A 22006-nucleotide genomic window follows, 5' to 3' on the forward strand; every position below is an offset into this window, starting at 1 on the left:
ATAAAATTGAATCCTTCAATAACGATTATTACTATATCAAAGAATCCCACTTTATCCACGAAGGAACCAGAAACGTAATCTCAGTTTTTAGAACTACCTCATTATAAAAACAGTAAACCAGTTTCATTCTTACCTCTCAAGACTCAAGTCTCCTATCTCCATACTACTTCTTCCCTATCAAATAAATTAAATGCGCTTGTGCAAACACACTGAACTTGTCCTTTCCAACCGGAAACTCTTCCGTACTGGCAGGATCAAGCTGCCACTGGTAATTGAGTCCATTGATCATTTGAAGACAAGAACTTAGCAGAAATCGATCCCACTGATAATCGAACAGGAAGCCTAACGAAAGGTCTACCCAAGGTTGTCTTTCTTCTTGCTGACCTAAACCACGATAATAAAAGTCTTGGTGGTTAGCTAGGCGTTCTAACACAATGCCATATTTATTTAATTTATCAATTAAGGAGACTTCGATGGTTTGAACATTGCTTCCCGTACCGATACCTACTCCCAAAGGTTGTCCATAATGCGTAAATCCCCTAACCTGATAATGTGTCCCCCAAGACGTTCCTCCGTCCAATCCTCCGTACCGTATATAACGGTTAACTGATTCTTGTTGTTGGGTCATTTCGGCCCTGATCTGCACATATTTATTTGGATAAGGTAGTTCAAAGAGTTTGTTAAAGCCCAACAAATAAGCCCGTGCGTGCTCTGGATTCAATACAAACTCCCTGTCAGTATAAGCATGATCCCTTCTTCCATATTCAAAATAGATCTCTGCATTGGCTTTTGTTATAAGGTATCTTCCAAATACAGAAACCTGTTGATCCTGTGCCCTGCTATCATAATCTACAGAATTTCCATCTTCAAACAATCCGCTTTTTGTAAATACTTCAAAGATCGGAAACCAGTCCTCAAAGGAATCGCTCTTGTCCTCACTATATTGCTGGAAGGTCCTGTTGAATCCCAAGAACAATCCCGGTACCCATTTGGGTTGGTAGGAAACAGAAATACCGTTCAGATACCGCCAGTCATCTGACAGCGGTCTAAAAAATTGGTCATTCAAGGCCTTCAACTGGCTGGGGGCATGGCCGGACGGCTCCAAGCGGCCCATGATAAGTTGTCCTTCAAAAGAACCTAGAAAGGTTTTTGCCGGACGGGTCGTATTCAGGGTCAAGTGGGGAAAACCAGGGGCATTATTGGAAAAGATCAAGGCATTGAACTGCCCCGGGCCCCACCAAATGTTTTCAGTGGAAGCGCCTATTTCAAAAGCGCCATAGCCCAAGGTGATTTTTGACTGTCCCCAACCTAATCTGTTATAACTCTTTTCTCCAAACCTTTCCGGATGGTCCCCATAATTCCAAAACCAATACCGAGCCTTATTTACACTATTGCTAAAATTGTTAGGATACCCATCAAAATCATTGTTCTGCGCCCATACCCATTCAGGCATTAATTGGATATTGATAAAATGGAATTTGGCTGCCACTCCCCCTGAAAACTTATTTTGAAAACCTACATTAGGGATCATAGGTCCGTCTCCCCATCCGTAAGGCCTAACGGAATTATAGGCCAAGGTGTTTCTTAGGGGCAAATAGCTAAAATACTTCTTGTCAGTTTTCCGTTCGATTGCTCCCAATTTATCTCCTCCTTCAAAATACTGATAATCCGCATACACCTCTTGATTATATAAAAACCTAAGCTGAATTGGTCTAATATTGAAACTAACGGTAGAATCCAGTTCACCTAATAATTGCTTTCTCCGGATAGCTTCTTCAAAAACTGGAGAGCCTGCTGGGGTGGTCTGACCCCATCCTAAATTTATCAACACTAAATAGAGCAGCGCTCCTAAATAAAAACGCCTTTGGTTAACCATATAATTCATTATTACCTTCTCATTGTCAGCTCTTCTCATCCACCCCTAGCACTTTCTGTGCCATATTTAATTATGCGCTTAAAGATAAGGTTTTACTTTTAGGCAAGTCTTTAAACAATTTTAAATGCAGGTTTGACTTAGGAAAGAATATTGCCCAAGCAGTCAGAAATATTAACAGAATATCAAGTTTAAAAGAATAATTTTTCTTATACCAAACCTCCAATTCGCCCTTATAAGGGGCGATGTCTTCTTGGTAACATTGTAAGTGTGGCTTGGGAGAATTGGCCAACACACTTTCTTCATCCCTAAACACTATACTTCCTATCCCTGTAAGCCCTGGTTTCAAGTCTCTAATTTGCACTTGAATACTTTCTGGATAGAAACCAAAAGTTCGTGGGGTCAAAGGTCTTGGGCCTACCACACTAATATCTCCTAAAAAAATATTCAGCAATTGGGGAATTTCATTGATCTTGGTCTTCCTTAACACCCTACCTACAGGAAGCACTCTTGGATCGCTTCCTGCCGTTACATCCCCTCCAGCCAAATTTGGACTATTTTCCAGCATCGTCGCAAATTTGAATAAACCAAAGTTCTTCCCACTTTTCCCTACCCGTTGTTGAATATAAAACACCTTACCCTCACCTGTCAACCGAAGCAGGATCATAATAGGAATCATCAAAGGAGAAATCAAAACCAGGACAATTAAAGATGAAATAATATCAAACGCTCTTTTCAGCATATTTTTACATTTTTTTATCTAAACTTAACCCTGTTTCAATATGCTTAAACTCAGGAATATATTTTTTCAGCCATCTTACAATATCTGATTTTTTTGTTTCTTCTCTATCCATTATCTCATGTAACTCCTCAAATATATTATCAAATTCACTCATAGGATAAGTAGCCTCCTTGGCAATTGTCCCCAATGCATTAAATTTATCCAAATCAAATAGTTCTTCTTCCGTATAGAACTCTTCAAACAATTTTTCTCCTGAAGTGTCCGTCTTAAACACGTAAACTGGATACTTCCCTTCATTGATCAGATGTATATTTCTTCTTGCTTCAACATCAGAGTTAAAAATTACAGGTTCAAAGCCGAGCTCTCGTAAAAGAGGAGTGAAAATATCCGCAAACTTGATCAAGTCCTTTTCCATATCCAATTTTGGAAAGAAAATTTCTTTATTTCGTCCCAGTACACATGCCATTAAACAAATTTCACCCGACTCCTGAGGAGAAACAAAAAAACGTTTCACATCACTTGGACAAGACAAAGGTTGACTTTTCTCAATCCGCCTTAAAAAACCATCTAACAATGATCCATTTGAAAAAGCTACATTGGCAAATCGAGCAGTAGAGACTTTCAACTGATCTCCATAGGACAGTATTAGTTCCTCCATCATCTTTTTACTAGCCCCCATTATATTTACAGGATTAGCTGCTTTATCTGTAGAAACACAGAAAAAGTGCTTAGGTGGATATTCAACCAATAAATCCAATAATCCTTTTGCCTTTACCAAGTTATTTTCTAATAAAGCTTCTATAGAAAATATATCTTTTTCGCTTCTGACATGTTTATGCGCCGCAAAATTGGCGACTATATCAAAAGGACCATGAGAAATAAACAACTTTCTGAAAGCAAAGCTATCAAAGGAAAGTGGGTAAGTATAGAATTCCTCAGGAATATATAGGTCTGCTATACTTCTAAGGTCTCTGACCAATTCGGTTAAACCATTTTCATTGATATCAACCACTACTACCTTAGCAGGTCTAAACTTTAAAGCTGCTTTAATAAAAGAAGAGCCTATTGTACCTGCACCGCCTATAATTATCAGGCTTTTTTCTTCTATATTTCCTTTAAGCTCTTCACTATTAGCTTCTATATCCTTAGAAAAAAGGCTCTCCTTACGTTGAAGATAATTTAAAATGAAATTGTTGGTATCCATACTTTATGTTATTTCAGAATTTCAGCTAATTTTTCCAATACATTACTTGGACTCCACCCCAATTCTTTCCTTGCCTTACTGTCATCAAAAGTAAGTACAGAAGTGATTTTTTTTAATTTATCTGAATCAATAGGAAAGCGGTTTCCGGTTATATCTCCTATCCTAGCTAACCCGTTAGCAAACCAAAAAGGTACTTTGATTGGTTTTTTCCTTTCAAGTGAAGCCGCTATAACCATCTCTAATTCCCTAAATGTAGGGTGATATCCATCAGTTAAATTATAAGTCCCACCTTTTTTAGCTAATAGTGGAATAATTTTAGCAATATCCTCCCCAAAAACCATACTTTTCCTCGCATTGGCGTCTCCAATACTCAAGTACCTGCCAGATTTAATTCCACTAATCATTTTTTGAAGATTACCTGGTGGGTTAGGACCAACAATAAGAGGCAGACGCAGAATACCTAATGTAACATTATGCTTATATGCCCAATCTTGTAACCAAGTTTCTGCTAAAATTTTACTATAAGCGTAAGCAGATACACCATTAAGAGGATGCTCCTCTTTAATATCTATACCTTCAGTCACACCATACACTGCTACAGTACTTATAAAAATAAACTTTTTTGGAATAACTCCCAACCCTTCTAAAGCACGACAAAGGTTTTTTGTACCTTCAAAATTCACAAGGTGAAACTCATTTTCTTCCTTAGTTGTAATTGGGTTTGAATGTGCTTTTCCTGCAGCATGTATAACCATATCGAAATTTTCGCTGGTTGGAATAGTAAAAACATCTCTTATATCGACTTGAATATCAGCATTGCTCCGCCCAACAGTTACAACGTGCATATTTGATTCCTCTTCTAATGCTTCTATTAAAATAGTATTTAGAAAACCTCTACCTCCTGTTAACAGCACATTATTCATTGACAATGGATTCTAGGTAAGTAAGATAAGTTGATGCTAATTTGTCTCTATTAAACTCATTTTCCGCCAAAAAATACGCATTTTCTCCTGCCACCCGGACTCTCTCCTTGTCCATGACAAAATCCATAATGTTTCTAGCAGCATCTTTTGGTCGGTCTAAATCAATATTAATTCCGCAATTATGTTGGTCAACGAGGTCTTTAATCCAACCTTTAGTCGTCTGAATAATGGGTCTTGACGCAGCAAAGGAATCAAAAATCTTATTCGGACTACAAGTGCTTTGAACAGGATTATCTAAAGTAGCAAACAAGGTGGCATGGCTATTTTGTACCCAAATTGGCAATTCTATTTTCGGTTTAAGCCCTAAGAACAGAATATTCGTTAAATTCATTTTTTCCTTATGCTGCAAAAGTCGTTCTTTATCAGCACCATCTCCTATAAAAACCATTAGCACTTGCTTTTTGACATCTATTTTCGATATCTCTTCAGCTATGTTCATCCAATAATCAATATTATGAATAAGACCCAATGACCCTATATGGGTTAATAATATCTTATCAGTTGTCCAAGAAGGCAATTGACCAGTCACATTTCCGCCAAATAAGTCTAAATCCGAAGCGTTTGGTACAACTTCAATGCGTTTATTTAAGGTCCTACTTGCAATATGTCTTTTTTGACCAATCGAAGCTGTAACAATTAGATCAGCATTTTTGTAACAAGATTTCTCAAACCATAATGCCAATTTCTTTTGAAATCCTGATTTAAGGAGATTAAGTTCAATCGCCCCAGCGGGCCAAAGATCCCTCACTTCAAATACTGTTTTTTTGTTCCTGATTTTTTTTGCCAGAATCATTGGCAACCCTATAGTAATAGGACCAGATGAAGCCAAACAAATATCATATTTAGATGTAAGGGAATACCAAACGCTGACCAATGAAAATAAAATGGCTTTCATCACACGAACTATAAATGAATTTTTATTTGAATCAGCTGAATTTATCACAATTAATTTTATTCCATCAATCTCTTGATGGCTTATAAAGCCGCTTGATTTTATATCGGATTTTTCGTAAGGTGAAGTGACCACGGTAACTTTATGCCCCTCATTTACCCATCGCATTGATAATTCATATATACGTGTACTCCAACTACCTTTTGGGGTACCAAAATATTGATAAAACAATAATATTCGCATCTATTAAATGATATTTTACATTATAAATCCAACATTTATCAACTATATAAGGTCTTTATAAATGGATATATATTGTTGTATAGGTTTAGACCAATGAAATTCATTTTCTACTTTTATAAAGCCGGCTTCTTGTATGTTCTCTCTCAATATTGGATTATCTATAAGAGTTCTAAATTTTATTATTAAGTCAGAAACAGAATTAACGTATAAGGCTTCCTCATCTTCTTTTAACCAACCATATATTCCGGTTCTAGATTTCCCAATGATTGCACATTTGCTTAATGCAGCTTCAAGATAAACCAAACCAAAAGTTTCATTTTCACTAGGCAAAACAAATATGGAAGCTTTGACCATTTCAGCAAGAACCTCCTTTTGAGTTTGTCGGCCCAAGAAAATAATTTGATCACTTTTATTTGCTAAAGATTTTAATTTGGAAATTTCTGCTCCATCTCCTATGATTTTTAGTTTCCAATTTTCAGCTTTTACCTTTTTAAAAGCATTGACCACCCAATCGACATTTTTTCTCTTTATGAGGCTTGAGACACATAAAATGGTGGCTTCTTTTTTATAATTAATTCCTTTAACCATGGAGGTATCAATACCATGTGGAATTTTAGTGCATTGCCTACCTCTCCCGAGCACCCATTGCTCAGTAATATAATTATGTACAATCACTTCATCAGCCCTCTCTATTACTTCCAAATAATTTCTATACATTAGACTATTCTTTGAAAGTTTATTAATCTTATCAAGATCACCATTTCTTAAGGTTACAACTAACGGTATTCCGAAACGATCCTTTAAATATAATCCCATCTTTCCATCAGGTAAAATATAATGCGCATGAATTATATTATACTTTTTAGCTTGTTTTACTAACTTCCTGTTTAGAAATAAAAAGGATTTAATAAACAAATACGAGAACTTTAGGGTAGGTAGTCTAAAATAACTTGCTTTTTCAACAAAAACCCCTCCCTCTAAAAAGCTTTTCGGTAAATTAGAAAGGATATCATAACGATGCTTGAAGGCAAATGGAAGCTTAGGTAAGTATTCGCACGGAAACCAAACCGATAAAGATACCCCCTCTATCTTTTTAACCGATTTAGCGATTCTTAAAATAATATCATTTTCCCTCAATCCAGGAACTGGAATATTCCTGCAAATAAAAAGTATATTTAGATTATTCATTTCTACAAGTCACTTTCTTCCTTCAATTAAATGTATACTGCTTGGGGTATAAATAGAAGCAGTTTCATTTTCTCAATAAAGATCTTTTTATTTTGTTAAAACTTACTTGGTAGCCAAAATTCTTTTGTTACAATGCATTATGTAGCCACTCAGGAATTACATATAAACCAGAAATATAATTGTTAAAAAACAGCTATTTTAAGCAAAGATTGTAAATAGACCATAAAGCACTTGACACTTATAAGAATTTTACCTTCCCTAAAAAGGCGGTACGTATACCTTAAAAAAAATCCTCTAAAATAAGACAACACTTTACTATCTGATAAATCAGAAAAAACAAAACTTCTATAATTTATTTTATTTGCGTAAAATTCCATCTTTAATTTATTGGACGAACTATTTGCAGACGAACTAAGCTGAGCTTCGTGCATCCGTCGAAACACAAAAATATCATCCAAAACTAAAAACATCTTATCCCTTAATATTATCCTGAAGAAAAACTCCTTCTCCTGATGTCTCTTCAAACTAATATTAAATAAATCCATTGAATCAAGAAATGCTTTTCTAAACATGGGGCCAGGTGTGAAAATCTTAACTTTAAATGTTAAATAATCAAAATAGAAGTCTGTAGAATTAAGATTTTGATCATATGGGACTACTTTAGATGAATCATCATTATTAAAATACCCAGTATGACATACTACATAATTAACTGACGAATTTCGATCTAATGCTTTGACCTTTTCTTCTAACATTTTCTCATGCATTAAGTCATCGCTATCGAACCACTGTATGTATTCACCAGTCGCAAGTTGAAACCCATAATTCCTACAAGAGTTTCCTCCTTTTTTCATATGGGAAGGTCGTTTGAAAATCTTAAAACGACTGTCTATTGAGATAAAATCTCTAACTATACTTATACTATTATCAGTGGAACCATCATCTATACAAAGGCACTCCCATTCAGAGTAAGATTGGTTAAGAATGTAGGTAAGAGTTTCTCCAATATAATGCTCGCTATTAAAACATGGAATTATTATTGAAACTTTAACTTTGTCCATCTAATATTCTATTTTTCTAATTCAGCAAATGTTTTTTTCCACATATCTTCACTCAACTGCTTTTGTATAATTGCCTTCGATAACAGCTTTTCCTTAATATGAAAATTAGATGTAGGAATTAGTACAGATTCCAATTTTGATTTTAACTCATCAAAATCAATTAATAAATCAGTCAAAAGCCCATCTGAATACTCATAATCATCCAAAAGCCTTTTATATTTATGACTCCAACTTGTCGCCAAGCAAGGGACTCCCTGCGAAAGAGCACTTACTAACCCATGAAACCTAGACGTTATAGTAGCGTGAGTTGCTCCTATTATCCCTTTAATTTCCATAGCATTTTTACCAGCTATTACCGGAACTCCCTCTTCCAACATTAAATTTATATCATTCGCAATAGCCTCATCTCTTTCCCCTTCATGAATTAAGAAAAAAGGCGAGAAATTCATGGATTGAATAATCACTACACAATTTTTAAGTAGTTCTTTATATTTTTCAATTCCTCCATCTACACCACCCATTTTAAAATTTGGTATAATCGCAACTTGATTTTCAGCTGAGTTGAAATCTTTTGGAGGAACACATTCAATGAGATTAGTGAAATCAGGGTATTTGGTAATCTTATTATCTTCCTTATGCAATTTCAATAGGCTTTCATAAGATGTAGTATCTCTTGCAAAAATAAGATTAGCAAACCGAAAAATTTTCGACATTTCCTCTCTGACTGAGGTATCGTTAAATGGCCCAAATGCTTGAGGTAACAATATTATCTTTTTCCCTTGGTTATGCCACCTTTCTATATTTGCTGTCAACCTCCTTTGGGCAAAGGCTGCGCCCCATTGATCTCCAAAAGCAAAACCAGAAGCATCTAATATAACATCAATATCTTTCTCTAAAATTATTCCTCTCTTTTCTCTAATTACCATTGGCAACAAATTATATAACAGAGGAATATTGATTCCATGTACTCGACCTGCAGGCTTGGCCAGTATTCCCTCTTCGCGTACTCTCTTAACAAGATCGTTGGACTCCTTAACCCCCCTTCCATAGGGAATTTCAATTGCGAGATTTATTTCTGGATCATACTTAAAAACTTTCTGTTTTATCGCCTGAAGCATTAACTCTGCTCCTTTATTCACAAACCCGACACCTCTAACCTCAATATTAATTCTTCGTTTAGTTCTCATAATTGTATTTTCTTAATAAAGATAGCGGTCTTTTTTCTGAATAGGCAACTTTACCTTCCGGATCCGGGTACCCCACAGCCAAACACATAATTGTCCGTTGGTGTTGCTCCAACCCTAAAAAGCGATCCATTTTCTTTTCTCTTACTTCGATGTCTGGCCAGTTAATAGCGCAACTGCTTAACCCTAATGTTTCCAATGCCAACATAAATGACATTGCTGCCAACGAAGCATCTATATAAATAATGTGACGATCTCGTTCGTCAAAATATGCGTCTAAATTCCCCACCAAAGCAATCATCATAGGGACATTATTTGCATATCCCTTGGTCCCCATTGGCAATTGGACAAGCTCACTAACCAAATTTGGGTCATCAAAAACACGAAACTCATACGGCTGTCGATTGCACGCACTTGGCGATTGGTTACCTGCTAAAATCGCTTTATCAACAAGCTCTCTAGGAACCTTTTTATCCAGAAACCATCGAACGGAACGACGTTGCTTGGTAAGCTTGTAAAATTCTTCATATGCAATCGTACTTCTATCTTCCTCTAATCTATGATATGGAACCGAACTAGATTTCACTGATGAATCAGTATGATTACTATGGGCTCTACTTTTAATAATTTCTATAAATCGGCTACGCTGTAAGTCAACAACATCATCGCTATTACAAGCATCAAAATAATTTTCTAACACATCGTAAAACCATTTCATTTGAGGGTTTGTCTCAACAACCTCTGGCTCCCATATTTGTTCAAAACTGTCAATCGTTTCCGCTATATACTCTCGCGCAAAAACTGGTCTCCGAGGCCTCATTAAAAGCCCTTTTTCGATCCTATGTATATTTCTAGTCAATAAGAAATAATTACCTCTATTAACTTGGCTTTCTTCCAGATGTTTAACCTTTCCAGATAAAACAGCCTGATGTTCTCGCTTAAACGACGAATTAAAGAAAGTATAATATAGTGTGGCTAATCCTCTTGATTTAAAACACACTTTTATTAACCGCTTGTCTAAGACGTTTTTTCCTTTTTTAATTACTTCTCTAATCATACTTTTTGATTGCTACGCCTTTCACTTTCAGACATTACATTAGACACCTGTTGTTTAATTTCTTTACCCATTAATAACCATATCACTACATAATAAATAACAAACAAAATTAATGTCGATATAATTAAATTAATATCATATCTATTTAAATAGACCATTATACTGTAAGTTATTACTGATGCTATCCAAGGACTTTTTACCACGTTCCAAAATTCCCCTGTGCTTATTTTTATCATTAAAAGCTTATTAAAAGTATATTGAGCAATGATCACTGCAATAATTTTATTCACCACGACAGCCCAAGCAGCTCCTAAAATGCCGTAGAAATGAATTCCAAAAAATAATGTAGGAATAAAAATTAAAGATTTTATTATTTGAAGTGTTAGTTCCAATCGCGGTTTTCCCATCCCCCGAATCAATGATGTATTACTATTAACCATCATATGAATCATAACAGCAAAAGCAAGAATACTTAGTGGAGCAACTGATTCTTCCCATTTCTCTCCAAAAATATCAAGAATAAATTGCTCACCCAACACGATCATAAATAGCATTATAGGAAATATAATTATACTATTATAATTAACAGTAGTTAGGTAATACTTCTTCAAACTCTTCTCGCTTGATTGCATTTTACCATATACAGGATACATTACCTTATTAATAACAGACATCAACTTACTTCTGAAAGTATCAGTCAAAACAAATGCAAAAGTATAAACTCCTAATAGCTGACTATCAAGTAGTTTTCCGATCATCAAATAATCAAAGTTGCCTATTAAATAGTTGACTATGCTGGTTCCAGTTGTATATAACCCAAATCCGAAAACATCTTTAAAAGCAGCTTGTTCCCACATCAATTTTGGTGTCCATTTGGTGGCATTAAAATAAAGGGGCATTGCAACAACAATGGATGCGACAGCATTAAAGGCTAATGACCACACACCTGCCCCCATGAAAGCTAAAGTTATTGCTATTACACCTGACACAAAGCTCGAAATATTCTCTACGACAGCTATTTTTTTAAAATTCATAGCCTTTGTTAATTGAGCCTTATGCACCAAATTTATTGGACTTGATAAAATGCCAAGACTCAATACGGGGATCAAATCCTGTAACAATGGTTCTTGATAAAACGAACTGGCCAAAGGGGCTACGAGTAAACACATTAGCAAATATAGCATTCCGCCCCAAGCCAGGCCTGTCCAAAAAGCAGTATGAAAGTGAGAATCTTTCAAATCCTCTTCTTTCTTTTGTACTAAAGCTGAGGCTATTCCCAAATCATTAAGTACTTGAACAAAGCCCGTAAAAACAACTGCCATGCCAATTAATCCAAAATCTTCTGGGAAAAGTAATTTAGCAAGTACTAACTTTATAATAAAAGAAAACGATTGATTTACTACCAATTGAATTCCACTCCAGAAAACTCCTTTTACGACTAATATTTTTGAATTACTACCAGACATTTCACCTACCCTTAAGAATATTATAGATAATCTTAAAAAATCTTATTGATACTCTATCTATTTCCTTTATTCTCTTCAATCCAATTGGCTACAAGCTGTGAAACTTCTATTCCAGATGACTTATGTAGATGATTACCATCTGTGTATTTAAACCTAGAGTTATATTCAGTCAAATCAAGATACCCTTGTGAATTTTTAATAGCATCTTTAATGGTATTGTTGAAATTTGGCATTAATTCTTCTTCAATTTCCATCATCTTAAAGTGAACAGGAAGTCTAACCAAGTAAACTTCTCCATAATCCGATAAATAATTTATAATTTTTAATAAGTATTCATATCTCACCTTTGAATACTTAGTTTTTAATAGATACTTATTTCTATAATCATATAATTTCTCATTAATCCTATTAGAAACTGACAAACTATCCATAGGAATGTCCTTAATTTCAAGCCAACCATCGTGGTGCAAAAAAACTTTACGTGTTCGAGGCAGTAAGATATCTTTATAATTTCCCTTCAGATTTTTCAACAAATACTCAAAGTTAGGATACATATTTACATTATGCGTAATACCTAAACTTAATTCGTTTTCCCTAAATTTTGCTAAATCATTTGGGTCATTGCACCAACTTGAAATACTCCAAGGGTCAACTGCCAAAATAAAGACCCCGTTTTTCTCTTTATTATGTTTCTTTACTATACTCTCATAATATACCTTTCCGTATGGACTATGAGAAAGTGTAAAAGAATAATTATAAATTTCCAGACCTAGTCGTTCTTTAAAAATTTCTGGTTGTAATCCCTGAGCTGCTCTAGATGTTCCTAAAATTAAGTTCTTTTGTTTATGAGATGTAAATCTAAGATAAAACGGATCAGTATAATGAGCATACCCCAATAGTTAGGACAGATTTTCTATAATCTCAAGTATACAGAGGTCTAATGAGTTTTCCCTATTTCCACACCTGAAAATCCCCTTTTAGATTTTCAGGATAGTGAGGGAATGTGGTAGACTCGATTTTATGCCACCTGCCCAACCAAGGAATAGACTTCTGCCGGAATTTGGTTATCCAGGCTGCTGTGCCTTCTTTGGTTGTTGTAGTAATCCATATATTCTGCTATCTGCGCATAGAGGTCCAATCCGTCCTGTGGTGGATTGAGATAGATCTTTTCATATTTGATTGTTCGCCAGAACCGTTCGATAAACACATTGTCAATTGCTCTTCCTTTTCCATCCATACTCAGACGGATGTCGTTGGACTTTACTGCTGCAGTAAAGACTTCTGAGGTAAACTGGCTCCCTTGATCCGTATTGAGAATCTCCGGGCATCCATATTGACTGATGGCCTCTTCGAGTACTTCTTTGCACCATTCTGCATCCATATTGTTTGAGATAGACCAACCGACAATATGCCTGCTGTACAGATCAATGATCGCTGTCAGATACATAAACCCTTTTTTCATCGGAATGTAGGTAATATCCATGGCCCAGACCTGATTGGGACGGGTCACTTCCAGGTTCCTGAGCAAGTAAGGATACACTTTATGGGCCTTGTGCCTTCGGGAAGTATGTCTGCCGGGCATGACTGCCTGCAGCCCCATGCAGCGATAATACAGCCGTTCCACCCGGTTTTTGCTGATCTTATATCCTTTATCCCGGGTCAGCCAGGTGTGCATGCCAGGCGCTCCCTTGTAGGGGTGATGGAGATAGTGTTCGTCCATCAACCTCATGAGTTCCAGATTCAGCTCCGATTCCGGCTTGGGCCGATAATAGATCCCAGAACGATGGACATTGAGGATGTTGCATTGAGCCTTTAGACTCAGTTCGGTATGACCCTTGCGTATCATGCTGCGTCGTTTTGCCAGAGGTTCTAGCGCAAGGCGTCTTTTAAAAAATCATTCTCAACTTTGAGCTTGCCGATAGTCTTGAGCAGCTGGTCTTTTTCCTCATCGGCAGGGTTTTTCTTGTTTTTGCTGCTTTTTTCAAAAACCTCTTCAGCTCCATTGAGAAATTCCCGCTTCCAGTTGCTCAGTTGCTGGGGTGACAGTTCGTACTTCTGAGCCAGCTCAGCAAGAGACGAGCGCTCTTTTAACAATTCCAAAACCACCTTGGTCTTGAACTTCGATGTAAATTTTCTTCTTGTGGTCATCACAGTAAATTTAAAGGTAAATTTTTAACTTAATTTACTGTCCCAATTTTTGGGGTATGTTCATGCGTATCTGTAAACACGTTTCCATTTGATAGTTAAATTTTCCAATGCATATTGTTGTTCTCGACCCAGCCACTCTATTACTAAAAAAAGAAACAATGAAAAAGGTAACACGTAACCAATTTCTCTAGAAAATAAACTTAGTGTCTCAACGTACCCATCTTTTTCAGTTAAACCCAACACCATCCTTTTAATATAATTTAGAGCATGCTTAATATTCTCTGCTCTAAAAAATATCCATGCAAAAACAGTAAGCCCAAAAGTTAGTAGCAAAGATAAAAATTCTCTAACTGTTGGCAGGTAGTTCCCTTGTGCTATTATTTCCAAATTATTTCTATTATTCTTAGTCAATAATAATGGTAGAAAATAAAGTGCGTTTAAAGCCCCCCAAACGATAAACGTCCAATTCGCTCCGTGCCAAAAACCACTTAATATGAAAATTATAAAAGTATTTCTAACTCTCAACATAGTACTTCCTCTACTACCACCTAAGGGAATATATACATAGTCTCTAAACCAAGTCGATAGTGAAATATGCCAACGCCTCCAAAACTCTGCAACATCTCTAGAAAAGTAGGGGAATGCAAAATTTTGCATCAATTTGAAACCAAATAAACGTGACGTTCCGATAGCTATATCTGAATATCCAGAAAAATCACAATAAATTTGAATAGTAAAAAATAAAGCACCTACAATTAAAGTACTTCCTGTATAACTATCTGAATTATTAAAAATTAGATTAGCATATTCAGCACAATTGTCAGCAATAACAACTTTCTTAAATAATCCCCATAAGATTTGACGCATGCCGTCAACTCCTTGTGAATAATCAAACTTTCTTTTTGTATAAAACTGAGGTAATAAGTTTGTAGCCCGTTCAATTGGTCCAGCCACCATTTGTGGAAAGAAACTTACAAAAGCTGAAAAGGCTATAAAATCATTAGTTGGTTCAAGTTTTCGTTTATAAATATCAATTGTATAACTCATTGTTTGAAAAGTGTAAAAGCTAATTCCAACAGGTAGTACTATATTTAAGGAACTTGCTTTAATTTCTGTACCAAAAAGCGAAAAAGCCGTTGTAAAATTGTCAAGGAAAAAGTTGTAATATTTAAAAAAACCTAAAAATCCAAGATTCACAATAATACTTACCCACAAAAGAGCCTTTCTCCTAGCTTGACTTTCTTCATCCTTAAGTTTAAGTCCAACAGTATAGTCAACTATTGTACTAAAAAAAATTAAAGCTAAAAACCTCCAATCCCACCATCCGTAAAACACATAACTGGCAAATGAAATCAGTAAATTTTGAAGCCTTAATTTATTAGCAATTAACCAATAGACACCAAAAACTATTGGTAGGAAAATAGCAAAGTCAATTGAGTTGAAGAGCATTAATTACAGATTATCAGGGAGTGTTATCTCAACTCTGTCCTTTCCCTTCCCGGGGGCTAGCCCCCGGGAAGGGAAAAAATTCTCACTAAATAATTAGGTTTCCGTATTGATGTCCAACCGGAGCCTCCCCTCAAATTTAATGGCCAACTGCTGGACTGTCAAGCTCCAGTTCTGTAAAGGGGTCGTCCATTTTTTCTCGATCCGCTGCGTGGCCAGATAGACCAGCTTTAGAAGTGCCATGTCACTGGTAAATGCCCCTTTGGTCTTGGTCACCTTTCTTACCTGCCGATGGAAGCCTTCCACCGCATTGGTGGTATAGATCAGCTTCCTGATGGGCGGTGTATAGGCAAAGAAGGCACTCAGCCTCTCCCAGTTGTCGTTCCAGGAACGGATCACTATGGGGTATTTCTTCCCCCACTTTTCTTCCAGTTCCAACAATGCCGATTCGGCCAGGTCCTTTGTCTCGGCCTTATAGATCTTCTTCAGGTCACCGGCAAACTCCTTTTGGTTTTTGCTGGCCACGTACTTCAGGCTGTTCCGGATCTGGTGGACCACGCAGAGCTGGATCTCTGTTTTCGGGAAAATCGACCCGATCGCCTCGGGAAAGCCCTTAAGGTTATCGGTACAGGCGATCAGGATATCCTGTACTCCACGGTGCTGTAGATCGCTGAGTACCTGTAGCCAGAAGTTCGCCCCCTCGCTTTCGGAAAGGTACATGCCCAGTACCTCCTTCTTCCCCTCACGGTTGATCCCTAATACATTGTATAGGGCCTTATGGCGTACCTTCCCTTCCTCACGTACCTTGAAGTGCATGGCATCAAGCCATACAATGCAATAGACCTCTTCCAACGGCCTGTTCTGCCACTCCTTGACTTTCGGGACGACACGGTCGGTAATATCGCTTATCACCTGCGTGGAGACCTCCGTATCGTACATTTCCTTGATGTACCCGGAGATGTCACGTAAGCTACTGCCAAGCCCGTACATCCCTATGATCTGCTTCTCAAGGTTATCGGCAAGGATACGCTGGCGCTTCTCGACGATTTTAGGTTCAAAGCTGCTGTGACGGTCCTGGGGCGTCTCGATCTCCACTTCTCCCAAGTTGCTCTTCACACGCTTGCTGCCCTTGCCGTTACGTTTGTTGCCTGCACTGTGGCCTGCATCTTCATCCCGAAGGTGCTCGTCCATCTCAGCCTGGAGGGCTTCCTCCAAAAACTCCTTCAACATCGGAGACAGCGCACCGTTCTTGCCGAACAGGGACTCTCCTGATAAAAACTGGTCAAGTACTTTCTTCTTAAATGCTGATTCTTGTTCTTCGCTCATAACACTCTATCTTATAAACTTTAATTGATTTTCAAAGTCTCAGACAGAGTTTAGATTACAGTCTCGATTATCAATGTAGAATTAGTTCCTAAAATCCAATGTAATCATCTGATAAAAAACATTATTTGACAAAAATAGCTGACACAAGATTATATTGTAAATTAAATACTTTATGATAGCAGCCTGCATGTTGATTAAAAGAATATAAAAAATATTCTATTCGATCAAAATCAAAATTGGACTTCGGTCATCAGATTCCCCCGAAATTGATCTCGACTTTATTTTGTTATTTTTGCTAGCGGGTAAGGTAGAAGTATTATCTCTATACTTTCTTATTCCCCTCTGATTTATACTTCCAAAAGATTTACGGTAATCTGTTTTTCCACTTTGCTTGTATTCCCATTTTTTTTCACCATTTGCATATGGTAGAAGCCAGTTATACCCAGAATGAATTGATTTTCCAGAAGGAGTTTCATAATTCCACAAATCAATACCAACGTGCTCTGCTAAACGCGCAATTCTAAACCAATAATTCAAGTTCGCTAAACTATAGTTCCAAGACTTTGTTCTCTTCAATTCTTCCGGTTGCTTACCTTCCTTATCGAATTGATGATCAATAAGTTCGGGTATATCATTTTTGATTATCTTCCTAGCAAGGAATTTATTATCAGTATACAAGGCAACAGAAATTAATTGCATATAATAAGCTGTTCCAATATTATTGGTTAGTCTAGAGGCTCCAGTTCCAATTTTACTTGTCTGCATCCAATTTAAATAAGACTTAAACCATCCTTTCAATTCATTCTCATTTTCTTTGGTCCAAGAAATACTTCCCTCCAATAATCCAACAACGTCTATAACGTCTACTAAGGATCTCGCATCTATTATTCCATCCCTCCTTCCTTGATTTCTTCCAGGTATAAATTGCGCATGGTTGAAGTTTGGGTTCATTCGAGTTTTATCATTCAAAAACCAAGTTTTTAATTGGGAAGCAGCTTTAGCCGCATATTTTTCATCTCCTGTATAATAATAAGCTACAGAAAGTAATCTAATATTAGCTGCCATCTTTCTTAAATAGGAGTTATCCTTATATTTATAAAAATCAGGATTTGTTTTTCCATCTTTTCTAATATACGGCAACCCATCAGGCTTCTGTGGATCTGGCCACCAATACTGCCCTACACTTACATAGTCTCTTTTATCCCCACTAGGGGCAATCTTTTTTTTATTATTAGTAACGGATAAATCCGGAGTAGTCAAAATAGCATTTGCATCCTTAATTATCTTTTTTAATGCGACATTCAGTTGTTCATCACCACTTCTTAATGCTTCTTTTTTAGTATTAATCAGGTCTTCTTCTATTATCAATGTTTTCTGAGGATAACATGCACTCAAACTTAAAAAAACACCTAGAAAGATGAGGACAGAACGAACCAAAATCAATTTCATTATTAAACAATTTTTATAAGTGAAAATAAACTCAAAACATAAATCGTAGTAACCTCACCCTTTTTCTTACCACCATACTCAATTCAGCAATAATTTAGTATCCTGAACTTTCACCTAATGGATTATCATTAAAATAATAATAATCAGTAATAAAATCAAAAAAACATGATTTATAATGAGGATAAATATTTCGTGAGGTTACTATAATTCCTATTTGCTTCATAGTTATTTAACCAAGTATTATAAGCTGAATTTCTTCGTTCCTTGTGCTCTTTCAAATCAATATTTTTAATTTCCCTCCACAATTCAGCTGCTTCAAATTGCGCAGGTAATAAATGTCCATTGTTGCTATTGACAATTTCAGAAGTTCCACCAACATCTGTAGCTATACAAGGTATACCAAAAGACATTGCTTCCATGATACTAACAGGAACTCCTTCGCTTTCACTGACATTGATAAACCAGGTGATTTTATTGTTTTTGTAAAAATTGTAAATGTCTTTTTGACTGCTCCAACCATGAAACTTTACTCTAATATGGGAAGGTAAAGTCTTTACTAATTTCTGTAACTCATCAAACTGCTTGCCATCACCAAAATGATGCCATTCAACTTGTTCATCACTATCACTCATTCTAAGAGCTTCGATTATAAGATGCATTCTTTTTACCTTTTCAACCCTACTACAAGAAACAATTCTTATAAAGTTTAATTCTCCTTTATCTTCAAAATCCTTCCAAGAGAATTCTAAATTTGAAATTCCTAACCGGCTTAAATGTATTTTTTCCTCAGGTATCTTATAATCCTTTTTTAATATACTTTGAATATCATTAGATATTGGCAATAATACATTCGACTTATTATAAATTTCTTGTCTAATTGGCAAATAGCCTCTATTGATAGGTAAATAAAAATCCGTACCATGCATTCTTACTACTTTTTGATATTCTTTGCATAAGTTAGTAGTGAACAGAGGACATTCCGCCCAATAAGAATACAATAATGTTTCATCCTTGGTCAAATTGTATTGTCTTATACTATTAGAAAATTTAGTACAAACTGTTCTGAAATTTAAAAATGAGTTTATCCAACGGAGGAATTTGTCCTTAGATAAAAACACTTTTTCTGTATAAAAATCATTTAAATAACTACCTATAGGGCTCACATTAAATACACCTTGAATAATTCTTTTTCCCTTATTCAAAGAGACAAAAGGTGAGACAAATTTAACATTAGAAGGCACATTCCGTGCCACACTATTATTAGAAGGATTATACAAGGGGAAGAGATAAACTTCTTCAAATGTCGAAGCCAAATAGGGGAGCTCATTCTCAAAAAATGTTTCCTTACTTCCAAAAGGAAACGACGCAGTAAAGCAAACTAATTTCTTTTTCATTGTTAATAGTTTAATTTTTCCCCTCCTTCAATGTAAAGTATATTAAAAACAATGATTTTACTGTACCTGATGTCCTTATTAAAAATGGTTCTTTAAATTCTCCTAAAAAGAAAACAAACAATAACCCAAGCAGAACCAAAGAATATTTCTTTGAGTTATTAAAAAGGTTTATAATATATACTATATAAATAGAATAGAACAAAATAGTAAATATAATACCTACAGCAAATATAGCTCTTACATAACCTACATCCGAATCCACCTTTCTACCAAAATAGTTTCTGGTACCTGGCGCTCCATCCCAATCTCCAGCACCAATCATCAATTTAATAGGGTCGTTAGGTAAAAAAAACATTGTTTGCAGATTATTGGTAGAGCTAGTTTCTAGTTCACCTGTAGCTTGGTAAACCTCTATTAATTCAAACGCCCTTGAAATCACCTTTTCTTCAAAATAAGTGATTTTTTCCTTAGGAATAACAAAAAACAACCCTATAAATCCAATAATTAGAGTAATAATAATAATTGCCACCCTTTTAATTAATAAAATAACGGAACTTTTATTTATAGCTTCTTGAACCATTGTAACAACAAATAGTATGGCCGAAAATATTAGACCTGTCCTCGCTATAAATATTTGGGAAAGTACTATTATGCTAACAAATAAAATAACTTTTATCTTTTTTACCTTTCTAGTTTCTTTTAAAAATAAAATGCAACCGCTAAATGCACCTATAGTTTGAAGATAAGACAAACCGGCTCCTCCAGAGTTAGAAAATCCTTTCATTCGGTAATTACTTAGATATCTTTCATCATTTATCTTTAAAACTAAATTAGTAAAATCTCTAAAGTCCTTACTAATAAATGATATAATGACGAAAATACTTTGGATAAAAATAACAACTAATAGTCCATATAATATTTCATCATTAGTGTATTTAATAGACAAATATTGATATAATAAATAGGTTCCAATTATCGCTTCTGTTATAAACCAAAAATTTTGCTGAATAAAAACAAGGCTGTTACTATTAAATAATTTAGTTACTATAAAAAATTCAAAAGTTACAAATACTATCACCAGCAGACAGTAAATAATAAAATTATCCTTAAGAATTTCAACCATTAAGGATGGCTTGTTAATAGCAAAAATAAAGAGAAACAGTAACACAAACTTTGAAAAAGTAAAAGGTATTATTGTGAAAACAATTCCATAAATAAAAATGAATACTAATGAAAAATCCAAAAATCTAGAAAGCGTCTTCATTTTCATTTATTATATTTAATAATCATATACAAAATAAATCCTGGAATTTTCCTTTTTATAAAAAAGGATTGAAAAAAAAAGCGGTAAATATTTAATTTCAGTTTAAATCCTCCATTCAGGAGTACCTCTATCTGAGCATCAGAGTATATTTCATCCATTTTACTTAGTAAAACACTTTTATCATCATATTTATTAAAATTTCTAATATGCCTATAAATAAGCTTCTCAGCTAGCCATAAATATCCTTGCATATACTCTAAATATACTATTCCTCTCTTTTTACTGATTAAAGGAATTGTTTGCAATAAAAATGAATAAATTGCCTCAAGTTGTTTTCTTAGAAATTCTTCTTTATTCCAAACAACTCTATCATCGTCATTTCTATGCAAAACATCATATTCTGTCTTATGCATCAGGTATTTGACAGAAATCCTGTCACTCAATAAGGCCCTTATATGTATTTCTGGATCTTGTAATCGTTGAATTTTCTCGTTAAACCCGGATATAGAGAGTAAAAAATCTTTATCCCATATTGGACCTGAAGTATGCCAAGGTAAATCAAATTTCAAGAATTTCCTCAAAAAGTAATCCTCCTTATTTTTCGCCCCGATATATTGTTTAACCTCAAGTGGTGGTGGTCCCTCTTTCGCATATGGCGTGGCTTTAGGTCCTTTACAGTATGCAACGTTAAAAATATAAGAGGAATACCCCGGGTAATCCTTAATGCACTTTATCCTTTGCTCAATACAGTGTGGTAATAACAAATCATCTGAATCAAGAAATATTATAAATTTTCCTTGCGACACATTCATTCCAACATTCCGACATACATTAGCTCCTTTGGTGTCAGAATAATCCTTGCGCTCATAAACCTTTATCCTAGAATCCTTTTTTGCTATTTCAGAAGCAATATTTAATGAATTATCCGTAGAACCATCGTCTATTAATAACAATTCCCAATCATCATATGACTGAGAAATCACTGACTCTATTGTACTTTTAATATACTTTCCCTTGTTAAATACAGGGCTTATAACTGAAACTAACATTTGAATAATTTACAACCTCTAAATTAATTATAGTAGT

19 protein-coding genes are annotated in these 22006 nt (G+C 35.3%); all 19 read right to left on the reverse strand.

The window, feature by feature from the left end; genetic code table 11:
• Positions 1–163 precede the first annotated feature (163 nt).
• The 19 genes from FDP09_RS21735 to FDP09_RS21825 all read right to left on the reverse strand — a co-directional run bounded on the left by FDP09_RS21735 (position 164) and on the right by FDP09_RS21825 (position 21969).
• Complete coding sequence (locus FDP09_RS21735) at positions 164–1876, reverse strand: capsule assembly Wzi family protein (RefSeq protein ID WP_137404605.1); 1713 nt, start codon at positions 1874–1876, stop codon at positions 164–166.
• A gap of 70 nt (positions 1877–1946) precedes the next feature.
• Positions 1947–2615, reverse strand: coding sequence for a sugar transferase (locus FDP09_RS21740; protein ID WP_222840308.1), 669 nt, complete (start codon positions 2613–2615; stop codon positions 1947–1949).
• Positions 2616–2619: 4 nt separating this feature from the next.
• A complete protein-coding gene (locus tag FDP09_RS21745) occupies positions 2620–3819 on the reverse strand; it encodes a polysaccharide biosynthesis protein (protein ID WP_137404606.1) in 1200 nt (399 codons plus the stop codon).
• Between the two features lie 8 nt (positions 3820–3827).
• The gene (locus tag FDP09_RS21750; RefSeq protein ID WP_137404607.1) at positions 3828–4742 is read right to left on the reverse strand and encodes an NAD-dependent epimerase/dehydratase family protein; all 915 of its coding nucleotides are present in this window, start codon (positions 4740–4742) and stop codon (positions 3828–3830) included.
• Complete coding sequence (locus FDP09_RS21755; protein ID WP_137404608.1) at positions 4735–5937, reverse strand: glycosyltransferase family 4 protein; 1203 nt, start codon at positions 5935–5937, stop codon at positions 4735–4737. Before FDP09_RS21755 ends, FDP09_RS21750 begins: the two co-directional genes overlap by 8 nt.
• 42 nt (positions 5938–5979) lie before the next feature.
• A complete protein-coding gene (locus tag FDP09_RS21760; protein WP_137404609.1) occupies positions 5980–7125 on the reverse strand; it encodes a glycosyltransferase family 4 protein in 1146 nt (381 codons plus the stop codon).
• Positions 7126–7307: 182 nt separating this feature from the next.
• Complete coding sequence (locus tag FDP09_RS21765) at positions 7308–8186, reverse strand: glycosyltransferase family 2 protein (protein ID WP_137404610.1); 879 nt, start codon at positions 8184–8186, stop codon at positions 7308–7310.
• A gap of 8 nt (positions 8187–8194) precedes the next feature.
• Positions 8195–9373 (reverse strand): polysaccharide pyruvyl transferase family protein, encoded by a 1179-nt coding sequence (locus FDP09_RS21770; protein ID WP_137404611.1) that lies wholly within the window; start codon positions 9371–9373, stop codon positions 8195–8197.
• Positions 9363–10427, reverse strand: a complete 1065-nt coding sequence (locus FDP09_RS21775; RefSeq protein WP_137404612.1) for a nitroreductase family protein — start codon at positions 10425–10427, stop codon at positions 9363–9365. Before FDP09_RS21775 ends, FDP09_RS21770 begins: the two co-directional genes overlap by 11 nt.
• A complete protein-coding gene (locus FDP09_RS21780) occupies positions 10424–11893 on the reverse strand; it encodes a lipopolysaccharide biosynthesis protein (RefSeq protein WP_137404613.1) in 1470 nt (489 codons plus the stop codon). The genes FDP09_RS21775 and FDP09_RS21780 overlap by 4 nt, the downstream gene beginning before the upstream one ends.
• Before the next feature lie 53 nt (positions 11894–11946).
• Positions 11947–12789: a hypothetical protein gene (locus FDP09_RS21785; protein WP_137404614.1), complete on the reverse strand. Its 843-nt coding sequence runs from the start codon at positions 12787–12789 to the stop codon at positions 11947–11949.
• 122 nt (positions 12790–12911) lie between these two features.
• Positions 12912–13757 (reverse strand): IS3 family transposase, encoded by an 846-nt coding sequence (locus FDP09_RS21790; RefSeq protein ID WP_262710674.1) that lies wholly within the window; start codon positions 13755–13757, stop codon positions 12912–12914.
• Between the two features lie 5 nt (positions 13758–13762).
• Positions 13763–14041, reverse strand: coding sequence for a transposase (locus FDP09_RS21795; protein WP_137404616.1), 279 nt, complete (start codon positions 14039–14041; stop codon positions 13763–13765).
• 60 nt (positions 14042–14101) lie between these two features.
• A complete protein-coding gene (locus FDP09_RS21800) occupies positions 14102–15490 on the reverse strand; it encodes an MBOAT family O-acyltransferase (RefSeq protein ID WP_137404617.1) in 1389 nt (462 codons plus the stop codon).
• A gap of 93 nt (positions 15491–15583) precedes the next feature.
• Positions 15584–16813, reverse strand: a complete 1230-nt coding sequence (locus FDP09_RS21805; RefSeq protein WP_137401357.1) for an IS256 family transposase — start codon at positions 16811–16813, stop codon at positions 15584–15586.
• Between the two features lie 216 nt (positions 16814–17029).
• Complete coding sequence (locus tag FDP09_RS21810) at positions 17030–18262, reverse strand: alginate lyase family protein (protein ID WP_137404618.1); 1233 nt, start codon at positions 18260–18262, stop codon at positions 17030–17032.
• A gap of 170 nt (positions 18263–18432) precedes the next feature.
• Positions 18433–19656 (reverse strand): glycosyltransferase, encoded by a 1224-nt coding sequence (locus FDP09_RS21815; RefSeq protein WP_137404619.1) that lies wholly within the window; start codon positions 19654–19656, stop codon positions 18433–18435.
• Positions 19657–19666: 10 nt separating this feature from the next.
• The gene (locus FDP09_RS21820; RefSeq protein WP_187328745.1) at positions 19667–20920 is read right to left on the reverse strand and encodes a hypothetical protein; all 1254 of its coding nucleotides are present in this window, start codon (positions 20918–20920) and stop codon (positions 19667–19669) included.
• Between the two features lie 2 nt (positions 20921–20922).
• Complete coding sequence (locus tag FDP09_RS21825; RefSeq protein WP_137404621.1) at positions 20923–21969, reverse strand: glycosyltransferase family 2 protein; 1047 nt, start codon at positions 21967–21969, stop codon at positions 20923–20925.
• Positions 21970–22006 lie beyond the last annotated feature (37 nt).

This window comes from Echinicola rosea, from assembly GCF_005281475.1.
Taxonomy (GTDB): Bacteria; Bacteroidota; Bacteroidia; order Cytophagales; family Cyclobacteriaceae; genus Echinicola; species Echinicola rosea.

Excerpts from the sequence above, each read along its gene's own strand:
- FDP09_RS21815 (WP_137404619.1), bottom strand. The coding sequence starts at position 19,656 with ATGAAAAAGAAATTAGTTTGCTTTACTGCGTCGTTTCCTTTTGGAAGT.
- FDP09_RS21775 (WP_137404612.1), bottom strand. The coding sequence starts at position 10,427 with ATGATTAGAGAAGTAATTAAAAAAGGAAAAAACGTCTTAGACAAGCGG.
- FDP09_RS21810 (WP_137404618.1), bottom strand. The coding sequence starts at position 18,262 with ATGAAATTGATTTTGGTTCGTTCTGTCCTCATCTTTCTAGGTGTTTTT.
- FDP09_RS21820 (WP_187328745.1), bottom strand. The coding sequence starts at position 20,920 with ATGAAGACGCTTTCTAGATTTTTGGATTTTTCATTAGTATTCATTTTT.
- FDP09_RS21760 (WP_137404609.1), bottom strand. The coding sequence starts at position 7,125 with ATGAATAATCTAAATATACTTTTTATTTGCAGGAATATTCCAGTTCCT.
- FDP09_RS21735 (WP_137404605.1), bottom strand. The coding sequence starts at position 1,876 with ATGGTTAACCAAAGGCGTTTTTATTTAGGAGCGCTGCTCTATTTAGTG.
- FDP09_RS21825 (WP_137404621.1), bottom strand. The coding sequence starts at position 21,969 with ATGTTAGTTTCAGTTATAAGCCCTGTATTTAACAAGGGAAAGTATATT.
- FDP09_RS21740 (WP_222840308.1), bottom strand. The coding sequence starts at position 2,615 with ATGCTGAAAAGAGCGTTTGATATTATTTCATCTTTAATTGTCCTGGTT.
- FDP09_RS21765 (WP_137404610.1), bottom strand. The coding sequence starts at position 8,186 with ATGGACAAAGTTAAAGTTTCAATAATAATTCCATGTTTTAATAGCGAG.
- FDP09_RS21745 (WP_137404606.1), bottom strand. The coding sequence starts at position 3,819 with ATGGATACCAACAATTTCATTTTAAATTATCTTCAACGTAAGGAGAGC.
- FDP09_RS21770 (WP_137404611.1), bottom strand. The coding sequence starts at position 9,373 with ATGAGAACTAAACGAAGAATTAATATTGAGGTTAGAGGTGTCGGGTTT.
- FDP09_RS21800 (WP_137404617.1), bottom strand. The coding sequence starts at position 15,490 with ATGCTCTTCAACTCAATTGACTTTGCTATTTTCCTACCAATAGTTTTT.
- FDP09_RS21755 (WP_137404608.1), bottom strand. The coding sequence starts at position 5,937 with ATGCGAATATTATTGTTTTATCAATATTTTGGTACCCCAAAAGGTAGT.
- FDP09_RS21780 (WP_137404613.1), bottom strand. The coding sequence starts at position 11,893 with ATGTCTGGTAGTAATTCAAAAATATTAGTCGTAAAAGGAGTTTTCTGG.
- FDP09_RS21795 (WP_137404616.1), bottom strand. The coding sequence starts at position 14,041 with ATGACCACAAGAAGAAAATTTACATCGAAGTTCAAGACCAAGGTGGTT.
- FDP09_RS21750 (WP_137404607.1), bottom strand. The coding sequence starts at position 4,742 with ATGAATAATGTGCTGTTAACAGGAGGTAGAGGTTTTCTAAATACTATT.
- FDP09_RS21805 (WP_137401357.1), bottom strand. The coding sequence starts at position 16,813 with ATGAGCGAAGAACAAGAATCAGCATTTAAGAAGAAAGTACTTGACCAG.